The organism is Cerasibacillus terrae (assembly GCF_008039555.1).
GTDB lineage: Bacteria > Bacillota > Bacilli > Bacillales > Amphibacillaceae > Cerasibacillus > Cerasibacillus terrae.
Genome location: NZ_VDUW01000007.1, coordinates 41,345 through 60,816, shown reverse-complemented (window position 1 = coordinate 60,816; position 19,472 = coordinate 41,345). Strand labels below are relative to the sequence as shown.

Here is a 19,472-nt window from a genome sequence, read left to right as displayed (position 1 = left end):
AAATAATATAAAATAAGAAGGGATTTTTTATAATGACAATTCAAGATGAAATTGCAAAACGGCGTACATTTGCGATTATTTCGCATCCAGACGCCGGAAAAACGACCTTAACTGAGAAATTACTTCTGTATGGAAATCTTATTCGATCAGCAGGTACAGTGAAAGGAAAAAAATCAGGAAAATTCGCTACCTCTGATTGGATGGACATTGAAAAGCAAAGAGGTATCTCCATTACATCTAGTGTGATGAATTTTCCATATAAGAACTATCAAGTTAATATCTTAGATACACCAGGTCATGAAGATTTTAGTGAAGATACGTATCGAACACTGACAGCTGTAGACAGTGTTGTCATGATTATAGATTCGACAAAAGGGATTGAACCACAAACCATTAAATTATTTAAAGTTGCCCGGATGCGAGGTATCCCCATCTTTACATTTATTAATAAATTGGATCGGGAAGGAAGAGACTCATTTGAATTATTAGATGAAATCGAAGACATCTTAAACATTCAAACATATCCAATGAATTGGCCTGCCGGAATGGGTAAACAGTTTTTAGGTGTGTTTGACCGCTATGGTAAACAATTTGTACAATTTAAAGGAAATGAAGAAGAAACATACATTCCTTTTGAAGAACTAAATGAATATCAGGATATATCTTCCAATCCAACGTTCCAAGAAGCAGAGGAAACACTTCAGTTGGTGGAGGAAGCAGGAAATGAATTTTCATTAGAGGATGTTTTAGCCGGGGAGCAAACACCGGTCTTTTTCGGTAGTGCAATCGCCCCTTTTGGTGTAGAAGTATTTTTCAATACATTTCTTACCATGGCCCCACCACCAGGACCAAGAAAATCGACAGAGGGAATTATCCAGCCAAACAATTCGGACTTCTCCGGGTTTATCTTTAAAATTCAAGCAAACATGAATCCAGCACATCGTGATCGTGTTGCATTTATTCGCGTTTGTTCTGGGAAATTTGAACGTGGAATGAGTGTACAGTTAGCAAGAACTGGTAAAAACATGAAACTATCACAGTCACAACAATTTATTGCATCTTCCAGGGAAACAGTTGAAGAGGCATATGCTGGAGATATTATTGGAATTTATGATCCAAATATTTATCGAATTGGTGATACACTAATTGAAGGAAAACAAGCTTTCGAATATGATGAATTACCGAAGTTCCCACCAGAAATATTTAAGAAAGTAACTGCAAAAAATGTCATGAAATCAAAGCAATATAAAAAAGGGATCGAACAACTTGTCCAAGAGGGTGCCATTCAATTATTCAAAAGGAATCGAACAGAAGAATACATCCTTGGGGCTGTTGGTGAATTACAGTTTGAAGTATTTCAAGCCCGCATGAAAGAGGAGTATCATGTAGACGTATTATTTGAATCCATTGGTGAAAGAATCCCACGATGGTTAAAGAAAGAACAAGTAGATGATTCTCTATTTGATGAACGTAATATGCTTGTTCGTGATCGGGAAGACAATAATCTTGTATTATTTAAAAATGACTTTTCATTAAGATGGTTTCAAGATAAGCATCCGAAAATAGAATTGATTGATTTATTTGATGTCAATCAATATAATCAAATTCAATAACCACATTAATAACCATTTTGTATCAATTACATAATGGTTTTTTTCATTCCATTCTAAAAACCATTATGTAGACTCTTTACCATTTATAACTTTTTTTACTCCATTTATAAGTAAAACAACAATTGGGATAATCACTGTAAATATAGATGCATAGAATGGCCAGATTTTTTCAACAATATCCCAATAACTTCTATCAGCTATAAAAACATCTAATAGGGAAATAGCTAGTAAAGCAGTCGGTAATACGAAAATTCGATACCCTTTCGTCCGAAACACATGCTTCGTACCAATAACAAGTGTAAGCAGTATAATGCATATTTTGATAAAGGTTGAAATAATCCATATACTTGCAATGATAACCTCAACCCGCTGAATAAAATCACCTATTTTAATTTGTGCACCTAATACATAAGGAATATAAATCTTTGTTGCTGAATATTCCACCCCAAGCACAAAAATAGAGTAAAAGATGGCAATAACTACCATCATTCCCCCTATAAAAACACCTAAATATAGCGATTTTCCAAGCTTTTCTCTTGGTGTCACATAGTTGAATAATATCACTAGTACAAATACATCCATAAAAGGGAACCCGAGATTTGGTATTGCCCCTCTAACAATTGGTATCCAACCATTCACTGTTACTGGTAGGAAATTTTCTATACTCCCCTCCTTTAATAGAAAAATCATTGAAAATAAGAAGAAAAAAATTGCAATAGGAACAAGAATTTGTGCTGTTCTAGCAATCACTTCCATACCTTGTTTCACCGCATATGCCATCGTAATAAATAATAAGACGATAATCGCCCTTACCGGTGTTTCATTCAAAAGATGAGCAACAATAAAATCTGCAAACCCTCGGATAATAACAATCAGTAGTAATAGATGAAAACTAACCAATGTAAAAATTGCAAGTAATTTCCCAAAAAACAATCCAAATGTATGTTCCAGTATTTGTGTATAAGTATATCCGGGAAAAAAACTGTATATCTTTAAATATATATAAACTAAAAATAAACCAAACAACAATGCAAATAAAGAGGAAATCCATGCATCCTGTTTTGCGAATTTAATGACTGGATGCGGAATCAGAAGAATCGCATTCCCCACCGTATAAAGTAGTGCCATAACAAAGAATTGCTGCGAACCAATTTTTTCGAGCTGCAAATAAATCCCTCCTTATTTTTCTAAGAACAAATAAATTTGCTCAATAAAAGCAAGTTTGTCATAAATCCATCTCAATAACTGAATCCTCTCCATCCCAACCACCCACTCTAATATACTCAAGATGGAATAAAGAAATAGAGTAGCAAAGTAGATCTTCCTTTCTTTTATCCCTTCCTTTTTTAATTCATCCGTATCAAAAAAGAGGATAATGCTGATTGATACAATCGCTATAAACAATGGCATATTAATTTCCCCCACGTAATTTATTTAAATACGAATTCTCTATTGTATCCGTATTAGTAATCTGTAGAGTAACATTCACATCAATTTCCATTGTTTTAAAAACTTCATTCCAATTATCCTTATACTTCTTCCATATTTTTGGTTTTTTTCGATAAAATTCACGACCAAAACCAAAAATATCGACTCCAATATCCTCTTGAATATCTTTTATATTATCCGATAACCGTTTTTCAAAATCAGCAGCAAATTTCTTTTCCATTTGACGATATCCCTCTGTATCTATATCTCGATTACAATTTAATTCCGAAATTGTTCCGCGCATTTCTATTTGAAGTTCTATTTTTGGCCCTTCTTTATATATTGGTTTTATTTCCGTCTTTGTGTAATACGATTCTAAGCTACTATTCTTTTCTTCTTCATCACATTTAATTTCATAAATACCACTTTCTACATTGTTCGTAATAATATTATACGTATCCGCTTGATTTTCATTTAGCCAACCAATTAATTTATCATTGTGGAAAGCGGCTGCATTACCTGTTGGTAAGGATGGCTCCGGCACAGATTTATCCTTTTCTCCAGACTGATTTGGCTTCCTATATAGGATACTTGGAACAACAGGCTCTACTCCATCAGTTAAAGTTTTCGTAATAAATTCCTTTATATATGTTGCTTTTGTAGGACTATAATTCTTGTTAGAATATTGAAGTCGATTAAAAATTTCCTCCGATGGAGAAACAGAAAATGGAGTTGCTGTCGATAAAATATCTCTTGCTTTACTATCTTTTGCAATAATGATGTAAAAATTATTACGAAATTCCTCATCTCGATACAAGAAATCAAGTGTGTCACCCAATCCCTCTTTAGCAAGTTTCTCTCCAATTACTAAAATATATAAGTGGGCTACATAAATTTTTCTTGGAGATGTTTTCGACATTTTTCGAATGGTATGTAATAATGTCTTACCTCTTTCTTCATATAAAAGAACGGGGGAACTGGATCCACCACCCTGTGACTGCTGGCTTTGGCCTGATATTTGTTCTGGATTAATTACCTGTGCTGATACTATATATTCTCCATCTTCCTTATCAATACCTAAGCCATATGCAATGGAAAGCTCATTAAATTCTCTTCTGCTCCAACAGCTTGTCAACAAAAATAAACAAATGAAAATGAAAAATAATCGTTTCATGATGAACACCCCCTAAGGATTACTCTTTATTTTCTTTTAATGCCTTTCCTTTTGATGAAAAGGTCGTACGTATAAGTCGAATAAATGTGTCTTTCTGATCGCGTTTATAAAAGGGAGAAATTGGTGCTGTGTAAATCATTCCAAATGACTGTAAACTACTTAAATGGATAACAATCATAAATGTACTAATCATAATGCCATAAAAACCGAAACTCCCTGCAAAAATCATCATAATAAAACGTAATATACGAACAGAATTAGCCATATTATAACTAGGTATTACAAAACTAGCTATTGCTGTAATAGCAACAACAATTACCATTGCAGCTGAAACAAATCCAGCATCAACAGCGGCCTGACCAATAACGATAGCTCCAACGACAGATACCGCTTGGCCAACCATTTTTGGCATCCTTACCCCAGCTTCTCGTAATATCTCAAATGTTACTTCCATCATAAATGCCTCTAAAAATGCTGGAAACGGTACTCCCTCCCTTTGTGCCGCAATATTTGAGACAGCCATTGTTGGAATCATTTCCTGATGAAAAGTAGTTAAGGCAATATAAATAGAAGGAGCGTATAATGTAATTAAAAATGCAAAAAAGCGTAATATACGGATGAGGCTTGCAGAAATGGACTGTGAATAGTAATCCTCAGCTGTTTGGAAAAAATGCGTCATAGCAACTGGTAAGACCAGCAAAAAGGGTGTCCCATCAACAATAATAAGAACCTTTCCTTCTAATAAGAATGCAGCAGCTGAATCTGTTCTTTCTGTATTTCCAACAGTTGGTAAAATGGCATACGGTTGTTCTATTATTTTTTCCCCAATTATATTACTACCAACCACACCATCTAAATCAATTTTATTTATTCTTTTTTCTATTTCTTTTACTAAAGATTTTTTCGCAATTCCTTGAATAAAAACAATGCTAACATTTGTTTGCGTGTATTTTCCCACACGGGTTGATTTAAAGCGTAATTTATTTGACTTTATTCTTTTTCTAATCAATGCCTTATTTACGTTCATATTTTCTGTAAAACTTTCTCTTGGACCTCTCACAGCCGTTTCTGCTGGGGATTCCTCTACGGAACGACCTTTCCATTCATCAACAGAAATGGATAAGGCCTCTTGTTCCTCCTCAATAAATAAAAGTGCTTTACCCATTAATAAATTATCAAAAAGTGTCGTAATTTCATTCGATGTTGAAATATCTCCTGTTGTCAATATATTTTCTTCCAAATATGCTATAAAAGAAGTTACCTCATGCTTTTTCATTGTTTTTATTGGTTGAATTATTTGGTCGGAAATATAGTCCTGGTTTGTAATTTCACTAATGAAGATAAGTAAGCATTTCTTTTGATTTATATGTGGAAGTATAATTTTTCTATAAATTATCCCCTCTTGTTCACCAAAATATTGTTTAAATTCCTGTTTAATTTCTTCCAATGACTGAAAAGAGCTTACCTTTTTTTGGTTTCTCTTTTGGTTGGATAAAAAAGATTTAGTATATTTTTTTCTTCTAAAGAAACGCAAGGTAAGTACCCCCATTGTTAAAATCCATATTCCTCGTTAGGTTGCTTCAAAAAAGATACGTTATACATAAAAAAGACTTATGGAATAATCGCCATAAGTCTGTTATCTATATGTTATTCTCTCGGTAAAGTCACTTGTAATACCGTTCCTTTCCCAAGTTCACTCTCCACCATAATGGTACCACGATGGATTTCAATAATTTTCTTCACAATAGAAAGACCTAACCCTGTACTATTATCCTTACGTGTTCGGGCTTTATCTACTTTATAAAAGCGCTCAAATAGATGAGGGATATCCTGTTTACTTATCCCAATTCCAGTATCTTTTACTAGAATGGTGACATTCTGTTTATCATTCATTGTAATAATTTCAATTGTTCCATAGTTATTTGTATAACGAATAGCATTGGTTATTAAATTAATCCAAACAAGCTGCATGAGACGAGGGTTTCCTTCAATAATCGACCTTGAAATATCCATTTCAATGGTTATTTCCTTTTGACGCCATTGCCATTCTGTCGAAGATACGGCTTCTTTTATCTGTTCCGCAATATCAAAAGGTATTTTTTCCTTGTGATCTGTCTCTCTATCTAAAAAAGAAAGAGTCAATAATTGTTTACTTAAGGCAGACAGACGCTTACTTTCTTTTTCTATAATTGACAAGTAATGGTGACGCATCTCTTCTGGTAAATCTTCTTCTCGCAATGCCTGTGAGAACCCTTGAATAGATGTTAATGGTGATTGAATCTCATGGGATACATTAGAAACAAATTCCTGCCTACTCTCTTCCGTTTTAGCCAAACTATCACTCATTTTAGAAAAATCATTCGCAAGGCGCCCAATTTCATCACGACGTTTTACATTTAATTTTACATGATAGTTTCCAGCTGCTATTTTCTTTGTTGCTTCTGTAAGCTTTTTTATTGGACGTACAATAAAAGAAGTACTCGTAAGAATTAATAAAAAGCTAACAATTAACATGACTATTACTGCCACTGCTAAAAAGAAACGCATCTCTCCAAATTGCTGGACCGTATTTGGACGAACAAACAAGGCCAACACTTCGCCTTTTCGCTGGATAGGGACACCGATTGTATTTTTTAATTCATTATCAAAAAAACCAGTCACAAATAATTTCCAGGAGTTATCCCGAATTCCATGGTATGTTTCCCCAGAAATAACCTTTTCCACATCTTTTTTCGTTATATTATACTTCCGAAATGGTGCGCCTAAAAGCTCACCATTTCCTTGATCATCTACTATATAAAATTGGTAACCTAAAACTGTTAATGTGGATAAATAATCACGAATATCTTCAAAACGACTTTCATCATAAATTTCTGCCACATTTTCAGCAATTTTGGTGATTTTTTGGTCATTTTTAGGTTTTAAAGAATGGTGATAATACAGATTTGTCACGACAAAGGCTATGATTGCACTTCCAATCATAATCACCATTGTCATCATAATAATCCGAACATATAGGGTACGCATATGGACCTCCTAATTCGTTTCTTCCAATTTATATCCTAAACCTCTTACTGTTTTAATAACAAATCCATGATCTTTGCTAGAAAATCGTTCTCGTAATCGTTTAATATGCACATCTACTGTTCGGTCATTTCCAGTGAAATCTATCCCCCAGACCAAAGCGATTAATTGTTCCCTTGTAAACAATCGATTTGGATAATTTGCTAATTGAGCAAGTAATTCAAATTCCTTTAAGGGAAGAACCATTGTCTTTTCTCCTACTTCGACTTCATAATTATGACGATTAATAATGATTTTTCCAATTCGAATCACATCTTCATTAACCATTTGAAATCGACGTAATAATGCTTTTATACGAAACAAAACTTCCTTTGGTTCAAACGGTTTTACAATATAATCATCTGTTCCTAGGGTATAAGCTTTTTCTTTATCTGTAATTTCTCCTTTTGCAGTAATCATCATGATTGGAATATTATAGAGGCTTCGTATTTCTTCACATAAAGTATACCCATCCATATTCGGCATCATTATATCTACTAATGCAACATGAATATTTTCTTTTTCCAAAATTGCTTTTGCTTGTAGTCCATCCTCTGCTTCTTGTACTTTATAACCTTCTTTTTGTAAATAAAAGCGCAATAACTCACGGATATGTTGATCATCATCAACAACCAAAATCGTTAACATGACTATCAGCTCCTATGATGGGTTTGTTTCTTTACATGCTTCATATTAGTTAAAAAAACTGCCCATGTCTAGTAGACGAATGGACAGTTTTTAAAACATTATTTAAAACCAAATAATTTGTCAATAATCGTTGCAATTTGGTCTGCATATTTCTCACATTGTTCCTCTGTTTCTGCTTCTACCATAACACGTAGAAGTGGTTCCGTTCCTGAAGGTCTTACAAGTACTCGACCATCTTCTCCTAGTTCTGCCTCAACTTCCTGTATCGCTTCCAATACTTGCTGATTATTCATTACTTCGTGTTTATCTACAACTTTTACATTTTTTAATACTTGTGGATATACTTGCATTTCAGAAGCAAGCTCAGAAAGAGATTTATTCGTATCCTTCATAACATTAACAAGTTGTAATGCAGATAATAAGCCATCACCTGTTGTAATATGGTCTAGGAAAATGATATGCCCAGATTGTTCTCCACCTAGATTATATCCACCTTTTCGCATTTCTTCCATTACATAACGATCTCCAACAGAAGTTTGATCACTTTTCATACCATGTTCTTCCAAGGCTTTGTAAAACCCGATATTACTCATAACAGTAGAAACAACCGTATGATGGTTTAAGAAACCTTTGTCATTCATGTATTTTCCACAAATAAACATAATCTTATCGCCATCTACCAGATTTCCTTGTTCATCCACAGCAATTAGCCGGTCCCCATCTCCATCAAAAGCTAGACCGATATCTGCCTCTTTTTCAAGGACGAATTGTTGTAATGCTTCTGGATGTGTTGAGCCGCAATTATCATTAATATTTAAGCCAGTCGGTGATGAACCAATTGTAAATGTGTCTGCTTCCAAATCAGCAAATAAATGTGTTGCAAGACTTGATGCTGAACCATGTGCACAATCAAGAGCAATTTTCATACCTGCAAAGTCATGTTCGACTGTATCTTTTAAATAAGAAAGATACTTCTGACTGCCTTCAAAATAATTACCTACAATACCAACATCTTCACCTACAGGGCGCGGGAGACTATCTTCCTCAGCCTTCACTAAATTTTCAATTTCATCCTCTTGATTATCAAGTAGTTTAAAGCCATCTGGGCCAAAAAATTTAATACCATTATCTTCTACAGGATTATGAGAGGCAGAAATCATAATACCTCCTTGTGAACTTGTAGCCTTCGTTAAGTAAGCCACTCCTGGTGTTGTAATCACTCCAAGTCGCATCACTTCGGCACCAATCGATAGCAGACCAGCAACAAGCGCAGCTTCTAGCATATGTCCAGAGACACGTGTATCTCTACCAACTAAAAATTTCGGTTTTGTCGAATCCTTCGAAAGTACATATCCGCCAAAACGTCCTAATTTAAAAGCTAGCTCAGGCGTTAATTCATCATTTGCAACACCTCGTACGCCGTCTGTACCAAATAATTTAACCATTTCTTCCTCTCCTTTTTTTACTTTCCTCTTTAACAAACAGGGAATATTCCTTGGTTTGAATGAAGTAAATCAATTCCTATTTAATTTCAACTGTAATATCATCATATTCTGGTTTAATCGTCACTTTCTCTGGCCCTTCTACTTCTATAGGAACACGATGCTCCCCTTCATCTAGACCTTCTAAATCAATCAAGACACGTAAATCTTCTTTCGTAATCTCCCTGATAGCTGATTCATTACCTTCAATCGAAATATTTATTTTTTCTTCTTTTGGTTGATTAAACTCAATTGTTTGTCCTTCTTCTAAATGAAGAACATTCACTGGTACTTCCTTAATGACCTTTTCTTGTTCTAATTCAATAGAAACTTCTAGTTGCTCTAATTCTGGGGCAACTACACCTTCTGGTAAATTCAATTTTGTACGGACAGTGTCAGATTTCTTTACTTCTGATAAATCGAGTTCTGCGACGACTTCATTTATTTCCGATAGTTTCTTTGTTGTACCAAATATCTCTACTTCTTCTACATTTGCCTTCATCGATGTAAGCGTATATCCATCTGGAAGTTTCCCTTTTGTTTTAACCATGACAGGCACTACTTTACTAGGATTAATTACATCAGCAGAGACAAGCACGCTTTCCGGCTCAATTCGAACTCTTAATTCATTTCCTTGACTATCATATACTTTGATTGGTACTTCACGATTTTTGATTGATTCTTCTAAGCCAGCAACATTTACAAATACTTTTACCAAGGAAATTTTATCAACAACACTTTTTGAACTTGTAATCGCGACCTCTTCTGGTTCGACACTATATTCGCCTAATTCATAACCCACTGGTAACTGATCTTGATTAATAAAGTCAACATTCACCTTGAAATTCTTCGTTGAACGCTCCTCAATAATAACGTCAATTGTTTTTGGTTCAATAAATACATCTAATTCTTCTGGAATATTTTCATACTTTATTTCAACCGTATGTTCACCTTCTCCAAGCTTTGTTAAATCAACATATATATCAAAGTTTCGCTGTTTAATAATTCTTTTTACGACACTATTTGAGCCTTCGACAGTTACAGAAACGGTTTCTGGAACACCACTTACAACAAACTTTTCCGTATCGATACGAACATTGACAGGTACATCTTCCATTATCTCTGTCTCGTCCGTGTTACCAAAAAAGTCAACATCCCTTGATGTAGGTTCCTCTTCTGTATAAACAACAAAATACAAGGAAACAGCCATTACTAAAGCTACTGCCCGAACAAACCATTTACTTTGGAACCAATTATCCATCCTTTTTTCCCCTCCATTTCCATGCTTTGCTCTTTTCAGGGGATTTTAAATTCAAGAATAAATTATCTCGTAAAATGATTTTTAATTGTTCTTCATCTAATTCCCGATTTAATTCACCATTTTTCGTCGTAGAAATCTGGCCAGTCTCTTCAGAAACAACAATCGTTAAAGCATCTGTTACTTCACTAATACCCATTGCGGCCCGGTGTCTCGTTCCCAATTCTTTCGAAATAAGTGGGCTTTCAGATAATGGTAAATAACATGCCGCAGCTATAATTTTCTCGTTTTTTATGATAACAGCACCATCATGTAATGGGGTATTCGGTGTAAAAATATTCGTCAATAACTGATGGGTTAAATTCCCATTAATTGGTATACCTGTTTCGGTGTATTCCCCAATTCCAGTTTCTCTTTCAATCGTAATTAATGCACCAATTCGCCGTTTGGCCATATAGCTACAAGCTTTACCAATATCATCAATAATGGTGTCTAAAATCTCTTCCTCTGACTTGGAACTTCTTACAAAAATATTACCTCTTCCTAGCTGTTCCAATGCCCTTCTAAGTTCTGGCTGAAATAGGATAATAATAACTAAAAAACCCCATTCCAATGCCTGCTTTGTCAACCATTGAATTGTTTGTAAATCAAAAAACATACTAATTAAGCGTACAATAATGACAACAACAATCCCTTTTAATAACTGAATTGCCTTCGTACCTCTAATTAGCATGATTAATTTATATAAAACATACCAGACGAGGCCGATATCAATTACAATCTTTAATAGGTTTAATATATTTAGTTCCCCATCAAGCATGTTCACACATCCTTTATTTTGTATTTTCATATGTAATATTACTTATTATACCACAAAATGCCTATATGACTAACCTCATACGGGAAATTTTAAGTTTTCATTTACTTCCCTAAATTAAGGAATTTACAATAAGAAGTTTTTACCTAAATTATCTTTTTCTTTACAAAAATGAACGTAATAAAAAGCTAATTTCTAATTCTTTTTCTTTTATGTATATATGACCTTTTGATGGTATGAATACCTAAAATTGATGAAAACCAGGAATGTGGATTCATTTAGCCGATAGAAGACCAGTGCGCATCTAGCTTTTATTGAAAAAAACCCGGTATGATACATACCAGGTTTGACATACATTATTAGACACTTATCACATCATCAAATCTAAGAATCAAAAGAGAAGATACCTTCAACTAGACTTTTGAAACTATACCAAATCCACTCAAAGACTTTGTTAACACTTTCAAATTCCCCATTCACTTCTCCTGCAGAGGCCATAAGGTTTTCCCCATCCAATACTTCATCTGAGTCCTCTTGAATTAATTTTCCTTTTATTAAAGTTACCTTTCCATCTACCGTTCCATCTATTTTTAAGTTACCATTTTTCACAACCAAATCACCTTCGACCGTTACACCCTCTGGTACAATAACGGTATCTCCCTTAATAATTAAATCTTCCTGTTTTGAAACAACTAACCTAGTATCTTGATGCCATGTGGATAATATCCCACTAAATAAAAAGACGAAAAAAATGGCAGCTGCTGTAAGAACTGGATGTGCCCGGAACCAACGCATATATTTTACACGTTTCTTCTCTGTTGGGAGATTTTTCATGACATTCTCCGTGAATTTTGGTGGTACCTCTTTTGTCTCAACTGTACTTTTAATTAAGGTAATCGTGTTTTTTAGCTCATGAAAATGTTGTTGACAAGCTTTACATCCTTCTAAATGCTTGCCTAACTTGGTTTCATCTTCTTTTGTTATATCCCCATCTAAATATTCATGCATTAATTCAACCACTTCATTTTTACAATCCAAGTGGATCACTCCTTTACACGTGACGAAGCTTTTTCCGTAAAGCTTCTCTACCTCGATGAATTCGCGTTTTAACAGTTCCTAGTGGGAGATCCATAATTTCACTAATTTCTTTTAGTGAAAACTCCTCTAAATAACGTAATGTAATAATACTACGATAAATAGGTGAGAGATTCGCAATCTCCTGATAAATATGATGTTGTAATTCCATTCCCTGAACTTCCTCTTCAGGTAAACGGTCTTTCGTTGCTAATTGCGAATACATGTTTAATCCTTCTGTTCCTTTAATCTCCGCATCCAGGAAATAATCCGGTTTTCGTTTTCGGATTCTATCAATGGTTAAATTCGTGGCAATACGATACAACCATGTTGAGAATTTTCGTTTATCATCATACGAGTGAATATTTACATACGCTCGTATAAATGCTTCTTGCGCTATATCCTCCGCCTCGTGTGCATTACCTAACATTCGATAACAATGATGGTATATTCTGCTTTGAAACAGGACAACAATATCTTCATAAGCAGATTGATCACCTTTTTTTACTTTTTTTATCTTATCTCTAATCATATAGTCCATTTAAAGTACCTCCGCTTATCATGCGGTAATATTAATACGAATTACCTTCTTGAAAGGTTTCAAAAAAATAATGATTTATGAAAGTTAATAAACGGATGATATCTACCGCCATATTTTACATTGATTCAATTTAAATAAGTCTTTAGTATAATTTTAACACTAAAACATGTGACGAACATCACTGATTTTAAATCTTTTTATAAAATAAAGTGTTTATTCTTGAAAAAAATCGGATAATTACATAATATATGATATTGGATAGGGGGGACAGTGTGATGACACAAATATTATTAAAAGAAATTGAACAGTGCCGCGCAAAGATGATTGCTGTAAGTGCAAATCACGCTTTTACTTCTAATACTGTTATAAAAATAAGCAAAGAGCTCGATAAACTATTAAACCAATTACAAGAAAACATGTCAAGTCAAAAAGGAAACATAGAATACTGACTTCCTTTTTATTTTTCATATAAAAAAACATCCGTTAGCCAGATGTTTTTTAAATAAGAGATTGATTATTTTAATTTTTCACCAAATAGAGAACCGATGAGACCTACCGCCAATCTAGCGGTTTTATTTTTTTCATCCAGAATCGGGTTTACTTCAACAAATTCAGCTGAAGTGACTATATTAGACTCATAGAGCATCTCCATTGCTAAACGGCTTTCTCTGTATGATAAGCCGCCAATAACTGGTGTGCCAACCCCCGGTGCTTCACTTGGGTCTAACCCATCTAAATCCAAACTCAAATGAACTCCATCTGTTCGTTCTTTCAAGTAGGAAATGGTCTCCTCTATTACTTTTGGCATCCCCATTCGATCAATTTCATGCATAGTATATACTTTAATATTTTCCTTTTTAATTAACTCTTTTTCACCATCATCCAAATCCCGTGCTCCAATAACTACAATGTTCTCTGGTTTAACTTTTGGTGTATATCCATAAATATTAATTAATCTATCATGACCGATTCCTAATGTGGCTGCAAGTGGCATCCCATGAATATTTCCAGATGGTGATGTTTCATTTGTATTTAAATCACCATGTGCATCATACCAGATAACACCTAGACTTTGATAATGCTTCGCCACTCCAGCTATGGTTCCTAATGCCATGCTATGATCCCCACCTAAGATTAGAGGAAAATAATCATTTTGCATTTCTTGATCCACCGTTTTGGCAACGTTTTCATTTATTTCAATAACTTGTTCTAAATTATTTAGATTATCCGTATTCTTTTTCTTATACTGTTCTAATTGCGTTACAGGTACATCTCCTAAATCATTGACAACATAATTTAATTTTTCAAGTCGATCAGACACCCCGGCATAGCGAATTGCACTCGGACCCATATCAACTCCTCGACGACTTTGTCCATAATCAATCGGAACTCCAATGATTGATATTTTTTTATTCATAGAAAATACCCCCTTCTCATTTATTTTAGCGGAATTAATAGGACTGACTCAACTCTACAATTTTCTGTATATATATACATGTTGTTTTTTTTGAAAATAAAAAATCAGGGCTGAATTCCCCTGATTTTTAGTATGAAATAAACAATTATTCCAAGATTATTGAGCCAGAAGTACTTATTTTTAAATCTAGTGGCTTAATTCCTTCTTGTTCCCATGCTTTCATAAGTGCTTTTGCACTACTTTCAGATGGCATAAATGCAATTCCACTATCTCCGCCACCTGCCCCAGAAGGCTTTCCGGCTCCACCATGCAATTCAGCTAAATCACATAATTTACTTAATGATGGTGTTTCTATTTCCACATTTGCATTTTGTCCTACTGTGCGGAGCGCCATTCTGTTTTGCTTAATTCCCTCTAGAATAAGTGGAATATCACTTGCCTGCATTCCGTTCATAAATTTCTCCACAGCCTGCTCACTCTCGGTTAAAAAGTGGGCAAATTTTGTCGGATTATCTTGTTTTAATTGGAGCACTTTATCGACAAGTTTCGGTGTTGATGCAGGCTTTCCTGTCCAGCCAATACATATATAAACATGATCTGGAATTTGAATGGGACGAATCGACAAAAATGGCCAATCTCTTTTAACTAATTCAATTACTTGATCTGTTGATTGATATACTTCATTTAACCAGTATGCTTGAAAAGAAGAATACTCAATCACCCCACCAAAGGAAGATGCTGCAACGTCTGCCCCCGAGCCGTTTCCCTGTGTTTTTGCATGGGAAATAGCTGCCAAACGGAAAATTAAAGAAGGGTCTGGCTTCTTTTGTAGAAATTTATGTAAAATTGCCGTAATGACAGACACAGAAACAGCGGCACTTGATCCAAGACCGTACTTTACCCCAGATTTGTCAGCAAGCTCACTATTTACGGATAATTTAAATGGACTCCAAGAAAATTTATTTTCTTCTAAGTAGCGAATTGCAATCGACATCGCACTCTCTACAAAAGAAACTCGCTTATCTTCTGACATTATATGAACATTTTGTTTTGTAAATGTCCATTCCACGTTTAAAAGATCGAAATTATCCAATGATAATAGACATTTATTATTGGATAAAATTGTCGTATAAACAAACCGATCAACAGCCATTGTAGCCATCTTTTTATACGGCTCGAGGACCGCAAATTCTCCTGCTATATTCAGTTTCCCAGGAGTTTTAATCGTCAAAATTGATGTAGACAAACTCTTTCACCCTTTATATATAGGTTATTCCCTGACCTGATTTACTTAGAATGACATCTGTTACACCAGGAATACTTTCTAATTCTTGCTTTATCTGTTCTTCGTTTTCTGGTAAATAAAGTACCTTCACATTTGGACCTGCATCAATTGTAAAATAGGCTGGAATTCCTTTTTTCCGTAACATTTGAACATGTTGCATCACAGTAAATGTTGTATCATGCCAATATGTAAATGGTGGGTTTGCTCCTAACGTTGTCGCATGCATTTTTAAACAATTTGCTTCTGCAACAGAACCAACTTTTTCAAAATCACGCTCTGAAATTCCTGATTTAATCTGCTTTAAATCTTGAGGGATACTATCTACCCAACCTTTAAAGAATGGTGACGTGTCTACTGTTCGTTTCATCCCGACACGACTAGAGACCTTCTTCATATCGGCATGCAGCACAACTGCAGCAACACGAATATCCCAATAATCTTGGGGAGCAATTGGTACAGCAAAGGAATCAGATCCATCTTCTTTTTCTCCTTTATCCCATTCGGCAAAACCACCATAAATAGAACGACAAGCAGACCCTGAACCACGTCTTGTCAATCGTGATAGTTCCTGATCATTTAATGTTAAACCAATTGCTTGGGAACCTGCTGATGCTAAAGCTGCAAAACCAGAGGCAGAAGAAGCAAAGCCTGCTGCAGTTGGTACGTGATTTGTAGACTTCACTTGTGCAAAAAGGTTAGGCTTTTTAGCTATGTCCCGAATCAAATCTAAAAACTGGCTTACACGGGTATATGGAATACCACTGATACACTCATCATTTAGATAAAAAATATCTTGTGTCAATTCTTCTCGAAATTCAACAGTTGTTGTTGTATAAAAACCATCAAGTGTAAGGGAAAGACTATTATTTGTTGGTAAAATTAATGCTTCATCACGCTTTCCCCAATATTTAATCAAAGCGATATTTGTATGCGCTTTAGCTGTCGCTTTCATTTCCTATCTCCTTTACACCCTTATTCGTGGAAAAAGCAGGGGAATCGTCACCTGCTTTTTCTTACTTCATATATCATATTAATCTTTTTTCTTTAATACAAAAGGCCATACTGCATCTGCACCAAATTTTTTTAGCTTTTCAGCAAGTTGTCTGGAGTGTACTTCATTTTGTGCTAAAGCTATGATACAACCACCATAACCTGCACCTGTTAATTTTGCCCCTAACGCTCCTTCTTGACGAGCAAAATTAATTAATTTATTTAATGCTTCATCACTTACCCCTAAAGCTTCCAGCTCTTTCTGTGCTTCATTTAATAACTGACCTAAGAATTGCTTGCCAGCTTTTTCTAGTGCATCTTTCGCTTGATACGTCAATTCTCCCAAGCGTTCGATTTTACTTTGAATCATCTTTGGCGCTGCCTTTAATAGGTTGGTTACAGATTCTACAGCTGTGCGTGTGTCACCAATATTTCCTGAGTCTGCGACAATAAAATGGAAATCATCATTAAGTTTAATATAATCTACAGGATTTTCCTTTTCAAACCAAACAGGACATTCTGAAGTAATTGTTAATGTATCAATTCCACTAGGTGCCCCGTGATTATGTTTTTCGGCAATATTTGCTAAATAAAGCAATTCCTCTTTCGAATAAGGCTGGTCTGCATAAGCAAATAGTGATTTAACAACAGCGATAGCTACAGATGCACTAGAACCGAGCCCTTTTCCTGGTGGAATAGAAGATTTAATTTGAATTAATAAATCTCTCTCTGGTAGATTCAGATGTAATAATGTAGCCTGAATACTTTTTACGATTCCTTTTAGTGAGTTTGGCGCAGAATGTAATGGACCATGATAAAAGGTACTGTCCATTTGGCAGGCACCTGGTACATATTCGATAACTGATTCGACTCCAATTAATGGAAAGGGAAGCGCGATTGCAGGTTGTCCGTGTACAACTGCATGTTCCCCTATCAAAATAAGTTTACTATGAGCCAACCCTATTGCTAATCGCTCCGTAGCTGCTACTCTTTCTGCACTCATTTTGTATACTGTTCCACCAGTTCTTTTGCTCTACCAACACGGATTTCTCTTTCTTCAACTAATTGTTCTGCAATCATGTCAATCATCTCCCCAGTAGCCCCTGCTGCAACCGCAACAGAGCGTGAGTGTAATGCCATATGTCCCTTTTGAATACCATCAGTGACGAGCGCTTTTAATGCTCCAAGGTTTTGCGCCAAACCAACTGCCACAATAATTTGTGCTAACTCTTCTGCTGATTCTGTACCAAGAATCTCTAGAGAAAGTTTTGCCATTGGATGTACGCGTGTCGCTCCTCCCACCGTACCAATTGACATTGGAAGTTCTAATTCACCAACTAAATTTCCTACTTCATCAATGAACCAGGTTGTCATTGATGTATATACTCCGGATCGTGCTGCATAGGCATGTGCACCAGCTTCAACTGCACGCCAGTCATTCCCTGTTGCAATAACAACTGGATCTATTCCATTCATAATTCCTTTATTATGCGTGACCGCACGGTATGGATCAGATGCTGCAAATTCATAAGCATGTACAATACCATCCCGCACTTCTTCACCAGAATATCCATCACCGACCAATAAATGAGGCGGTATCACACAAGTTGCTTTGGCCACACTTCGATCCGCGTAATTTGACAGAATTCGCAAATAAACTTTTCCATTTGCTAACTCTTCTACAGTTGGAGCTATTGACTCCACCATTGTATTAATAATATTTGCTCCCATTGCATCACACGTATCAATATACATATGCAAAACAAGCATTTGTTCATATTTAGATTCAGATGTTTCATTTAATATACGGATATCCATATCTTTTGCACCGCCACCACGTTTGACGATACTTGGATAGGAGATATTACAAGCTTCTATTAATGCTTCTTTATGATTTAGTAATGTTTCTTTTGCAAGTTGGAAGTCTGCACAACCAACTACTTGAATTTGACCAATCATCGTTCTGCCTGTTGATTCTGTTTTAAATCCACCTGCATCGCGAATAATCTTTGCCATAAAGCTTGCTGATGCAACGACAGAAGGTTCTTCAATGGCCATAGGAATCACATAGTCTTTTCCATTGATCAAAAAATTCAAACCAAGACCCAATGGTAAAGGGTATGTTCCAACAACATTCTCAATCATTTTATCAGCCAGTTCTACTGGTAAAGACTGATTGGAATCAAGAGCTATTATTTCCTCTTCATTAAAACTATTCAGATTTCGTAAAATCTCCCTCCGTTCTTGGATGGTTTTATTATAAAAACCGGGAATTCTGGAAGATTTCATATCTACTCATCCTTTTTTTGTGTTTATCATTCCTATCGAATCCTTGCAGTTCGAGCATCTTGGCTTTATTATTTCCTTATAAATATATTTCTATTTTAGATTTTGTATACTACTTTAAATTATAATACAAAAAGGAGTTTTACGCAGTAGAGACCACGCATTTTAATTCTAAAGTTATAATCACTCTTCAATTATGCAAAAAAACACCATAAAATGCAAATAAACAAGGTTTTACACCTTGTTTATTGTTCAAAACATATTAAAATTAACGATGAGCCATACAGGATTCGAACCTGTGACCCCCTGATTAAAAGTCAGGTGCTCTACCAACTGAGCTAATGGCTCGGATTAAAAATGAAATAAATCTTTTATTATTTGATTCTTATTCTTGATG

The 19,472-nt window shown here is 35.0% G+C and carries 18 protein-coding genes and 1 tRNA gene; 2 read left to right on the top strand and 17 right to left on the bottom strand.

All coding sequences use genetic code 11. The annotated features are described in order from the left end of the window. Nucleotides 1-32 precede the first annotated feature (32 nt). Nucleotides 33-1,613 carry a peptide chain release factor 3 gene (locus tag FHP05_RS10730; RefSeq protein ID WP_147668100.1) on the top strand — a complete coding sequence of 527 codons (1,581 nt, stop codon included), beginning with the start codon at nt 33-35 and terminating at the stop codon, nt 1,611-1,613. Between the two features lie 63 nt (nt 1,614-1,676). Here the strand turns inward: FHP05_RS10730 and FHP05_RS10725 are convergent, their stop codons facing one another. From FHP05_RS10725 to sigW, 11 genes are all read right to left on the bottom strand, one after another. Beyond that, nucleotides 1,677-2,780, bottom strand: a complete 1,104-nt coding sequence (locus FHP05_RS10725; protein ID WP_147668098.1) for a GerAB/ArcD/ProY family transporter — start codon at nt 2,778-2,780, stop codon at nt 1,677-1,679. Nucleotides 2,781-2,792: 12 nt separating this feature from the next. Beyond that, entirely contained in the window at nt 2,793-3,023 is a 231-nt protein-coding gene (locus tag FHP05_RS10720; protein ID WP_147668096.1) for a hypothetical protein, read from the bottom strand. Between the two features lies 1 nt (nt 3,024). Then, nucleotides 3,025-4,215: a Ger(x)C family spore germination protein gene (locus FHP05_RS10715; RefSeq protein ID WP_147668095.1), complete on the bottom strand. Its 1,191-nt coding sequence runs from the start codon at nt 4,213-4,215 to the stop codon at nt 3,025-3,027. A gap of 19 nt (nt 4,216-4,234) precedes the next feature. Further along, on the bottom strand, nt 4,235-5,749 hold the full coding sequence (locus FHP05_RS10710) for a spore germination protein (protein ID WP_191126326.1): 1,515 nt from the start codon (nt 5,747-5,749) through the stop codon (nt 4,235-4,237). Between the two features lie 113 nt (nt 5,750-5,862). Next, on the bottom strand, nt 5,863-7,242 hold the full coding sequence (locus tag FHP05_RS10705; protein WP_147668091.1) for a sensor histidine kinase: 1,380 nt from the start codon (nt 7,240-7,242) through the stop codon (nt 5,863-5,865). Between the two features lie 9 nt (nt 7,243-7,251). After that, complete coding sequence (locus tag FHP05_RS10700) at nt 7,252-7,926, bottom strand: response regulator transcription factor (RefSeq protein ID WP_147668089.1); 675 nt, start codon at nt 7,924-7,926, stop codon at nt 7,252-7,254. 98 nt (nt 7,927-8,024) lie between these two features. After that, complete coding sequence (gene glmM / locus FHP05_RS10695; protein ID WP_147668087.1) at nt 8,025-9,371, bottom strand: phosphoglucosamine mutase; 1,347 nt, start codon at nt 9,369-9,371, stop codon at nt 8,025-8,027. 76 nt (nt 9,372-9,447) lie between these two features. Further along, the gene (locus FHP05_RS10690) at nt 9,448-10,668 is read right to left on the bottom strand and encodes a CdaR family protein (protein ID WP_147668085.1); all 1,221 of its coding nucleotides are present in this window, start codon (nt 10,666-10,668) and stop codon (nt 9,448-9,450) included. Continuing rightward, complete coding sequence (cdaA, locus tag FHP05_RS10685; protein WP_147668083.1) at nt 10,661-11,485, bottom strand: diadenylate cyclase CdaA; 825 nt, start codon at nt 11,483-11,485, stop codon at nt 10,661-10,663. The genes FHP05_RS10690 and cdaA overlap by 8 nt, the downstream gene beginning before the upstream one ends. A gap of 381 nt (nt 11,486-11,866) precedes the next feature. Continuing rightward, nucleotides 11,867-12,520: a zf-HC2 domain-containing protein gene (locus FHP05_RS10680; RefSeq protein ID WP_147668081.1), complete on the bottom strand. Its 654-nt coding sequence runs from the start codon at nt 12,518-12,520 to the stop codon at nt 11,867-11,869. Between the two features lie 13 nt (nt 12,521-12,533). Beyond that, on the bottom strand, nt 12,534-13,097 hold the full coding sequence (sigW, locus tag FHP05_RS10675) for an RNA polymerase sigma factor SigW (RefSeq protein WP_147668079.1): 564 nt from the start codon (nt 13,095-13,097) through the stop codon (nt 12,534-12,536). A 275-nt stretch (nt 13,098-13,372) separates the two neighbouring features. On the opposite strand from sigW, the gene FHP05_RS10670 reads away from it, so the two are divergent. After that, a complete protein-coding gene (locus FHP05_RS10670) occupies nt 13,373-13,546 on the top strand; it encodes an aspartyl-phosphate phosphatase Spo0E family protein (RefSeq protein WP_147668077.1) in 174 nt (57 codons plus the stop codon). A gap of 65 nt (nt 13,547-13,611) precedes the next feature. On the opposite strand, the gene rocF is transcribed toward FHP05_RS10670, so the two are convergent. The 6 genes from rocF to FHP05_RS10640 form a co-directional block, all read right to left on the bottom strand. Then, entirely contained in the window at nt 13,612-14,514 is a 903-nt protein-coding gene (rocF, locus tag FHP05_RS10665) for an arginase (RefSeq protein WP_147668075.1), read from the bottom strand. A gap of 145 nt (nt 14,515-14,659) precedes the next feature. Then, nucleotides 14,660-15,760, bottom strand: a complete 1,101-nt coding sequence (locus tag FHP05_RS10660; protein ID WP_147668073.1) for a phosphomevalonate kinase — start codon at nt 15,758-15,760, stop codon at nt 14,660-14,662. Nucleotides 15,761-15,773: 13 nt separating this feature from the next. Then, nucleotides 15,774-16,751, bottom strand: a complete 978-nt coding sequence (mvaD, locus tag FHP05_RS10655; protein ID WP_147668071.1) for a diphosphomevalonate decarboxylase — start codon at nt 16,749-16,751, stop codon at nt 15,774-15,776. Between the two features lie 78 nt (nt 16,752-16,829). Next, entirely contained in the window at nt 16,830-17,792 is a 963-nt protein-coding gene (gene mvk, locus FHP05_RS10650) for a mevalonate kinase (protein WP_147668069.1), read from the bottom strand. Next, on the bottom strand, nt 17,789-19,078 hold the full coding sequence (locus FHP05_RS10645; RefSeq protein ID WP_147668067.1) for a hydroxymethylglutaryl-CoA reductase, degradative: 1,290 nt from the start codon (nt 19,076-19,078) through the stop codon (nt 17,789-17,791). The genes mvk and FHP05_RS10645 overlap by 4 nt, the downstream gene beginning before the upstream one ends. Nucleotides 19,079-19,350: 272 nt before the next feature. After that, nucleotides 19,351-19,423: transfer RNA gene (locus tag FHP05_RS10640), tRNA-Lys, on the bottom strand. Between the last annotated feature and the right edge of the window lie 49 nt (nt 19,424-19,472).

Coding starts and splice junctions, on each gene's coding strand:
- FHP05_RS10730 (WP_147668100.1), top strand. CDS start 33: ATGACAATTCAAGATGAAATTGCAAAACGGCGTACATTTGCGATTATT.
- FHP05_RS10720 (WP_147668096.1), bottom strand. CDS start 3,023: ATGCCATTGTTTATAGCGATTGTATCAATCAGCATTATCCTCTTTTTT.
- FHP05_RS10715 (WP_147668095.1), bottom strand. CDS start 4,215: ATGAAACGATTATTTTTCATTTTCATTTGTTTATTTTTGTTGACAAGC.
- FHP05_RS10705 (WP_147668091.1), bottom strand. CDS start 7,242: ATGCGTACCCTATATGTTCGGATTATTATGATGACAATGGTGATTATG.
- FHP05_RS10700 (WP_147668089.1), bottom strand. CDS start 7,926: ATGTTAACGATTTTGGTTGTTGATGATGATCAACATATCCGTGAGTTA.
- glmM (WP_147668087.1), bottom strand. CDS start 9,371: ATGGTTAAATTATTTGGTACAGACGGCGTACGAGGTGTTGCAAATGAT.
- FHP05_RS10690 (WP_147668085.1), bottom strand. CDS start 10,668: ATGGATAATTGGTTCCAAAGTAAATGGTTTGTTCGGGCAGTAGCTTTA.
- cdaA (WP_147668083.1), bottom strand. CDS start 11,485: ATGCTTGATGGGGAACTAAATATATTAAACCTATTAAAGATTGTAATT.
- sigW (WP_147668079.1), bottom strand. CDS start 13,097: ATGGACTATATGATTAGAGATAAGATAAAAAAAGTAAAAAAAGGTGAT.
- FHP05_RS10670 (WP_147668077.1), top strand. CDS start 13,373: ATGACACAAATATTATTAAAAGAAATTGAACAGTGCCGCGCAAAGATG.
- rocF (WP_147668075.1), bottom strand. CDS start 14,514: ATGAATAAAAAAATATCAATCATTGGAGTTCCGATTGATTATGGACAA.
- mvaD (WP_147668071.1), bottom strand. CDS start 16,751: ATGAAAGCGACAGCTAAAGCGCATACAAATATCGCTTTGATTAAATAT.
- mvk (WP_147668069.1), bottom strand. CDS start 17,792: ATGAGTGCAGAAAGAGTAGCAGCTACGGAGCGATTAGCAATAGGGTTG.
- FHP05_RS10645 (WP_147668067.1), bottom strand. CDS start 19,078: ATGAAATCTTCCAGAATTCCCGGTTTTTATAATAAAACCATCCAAGAA.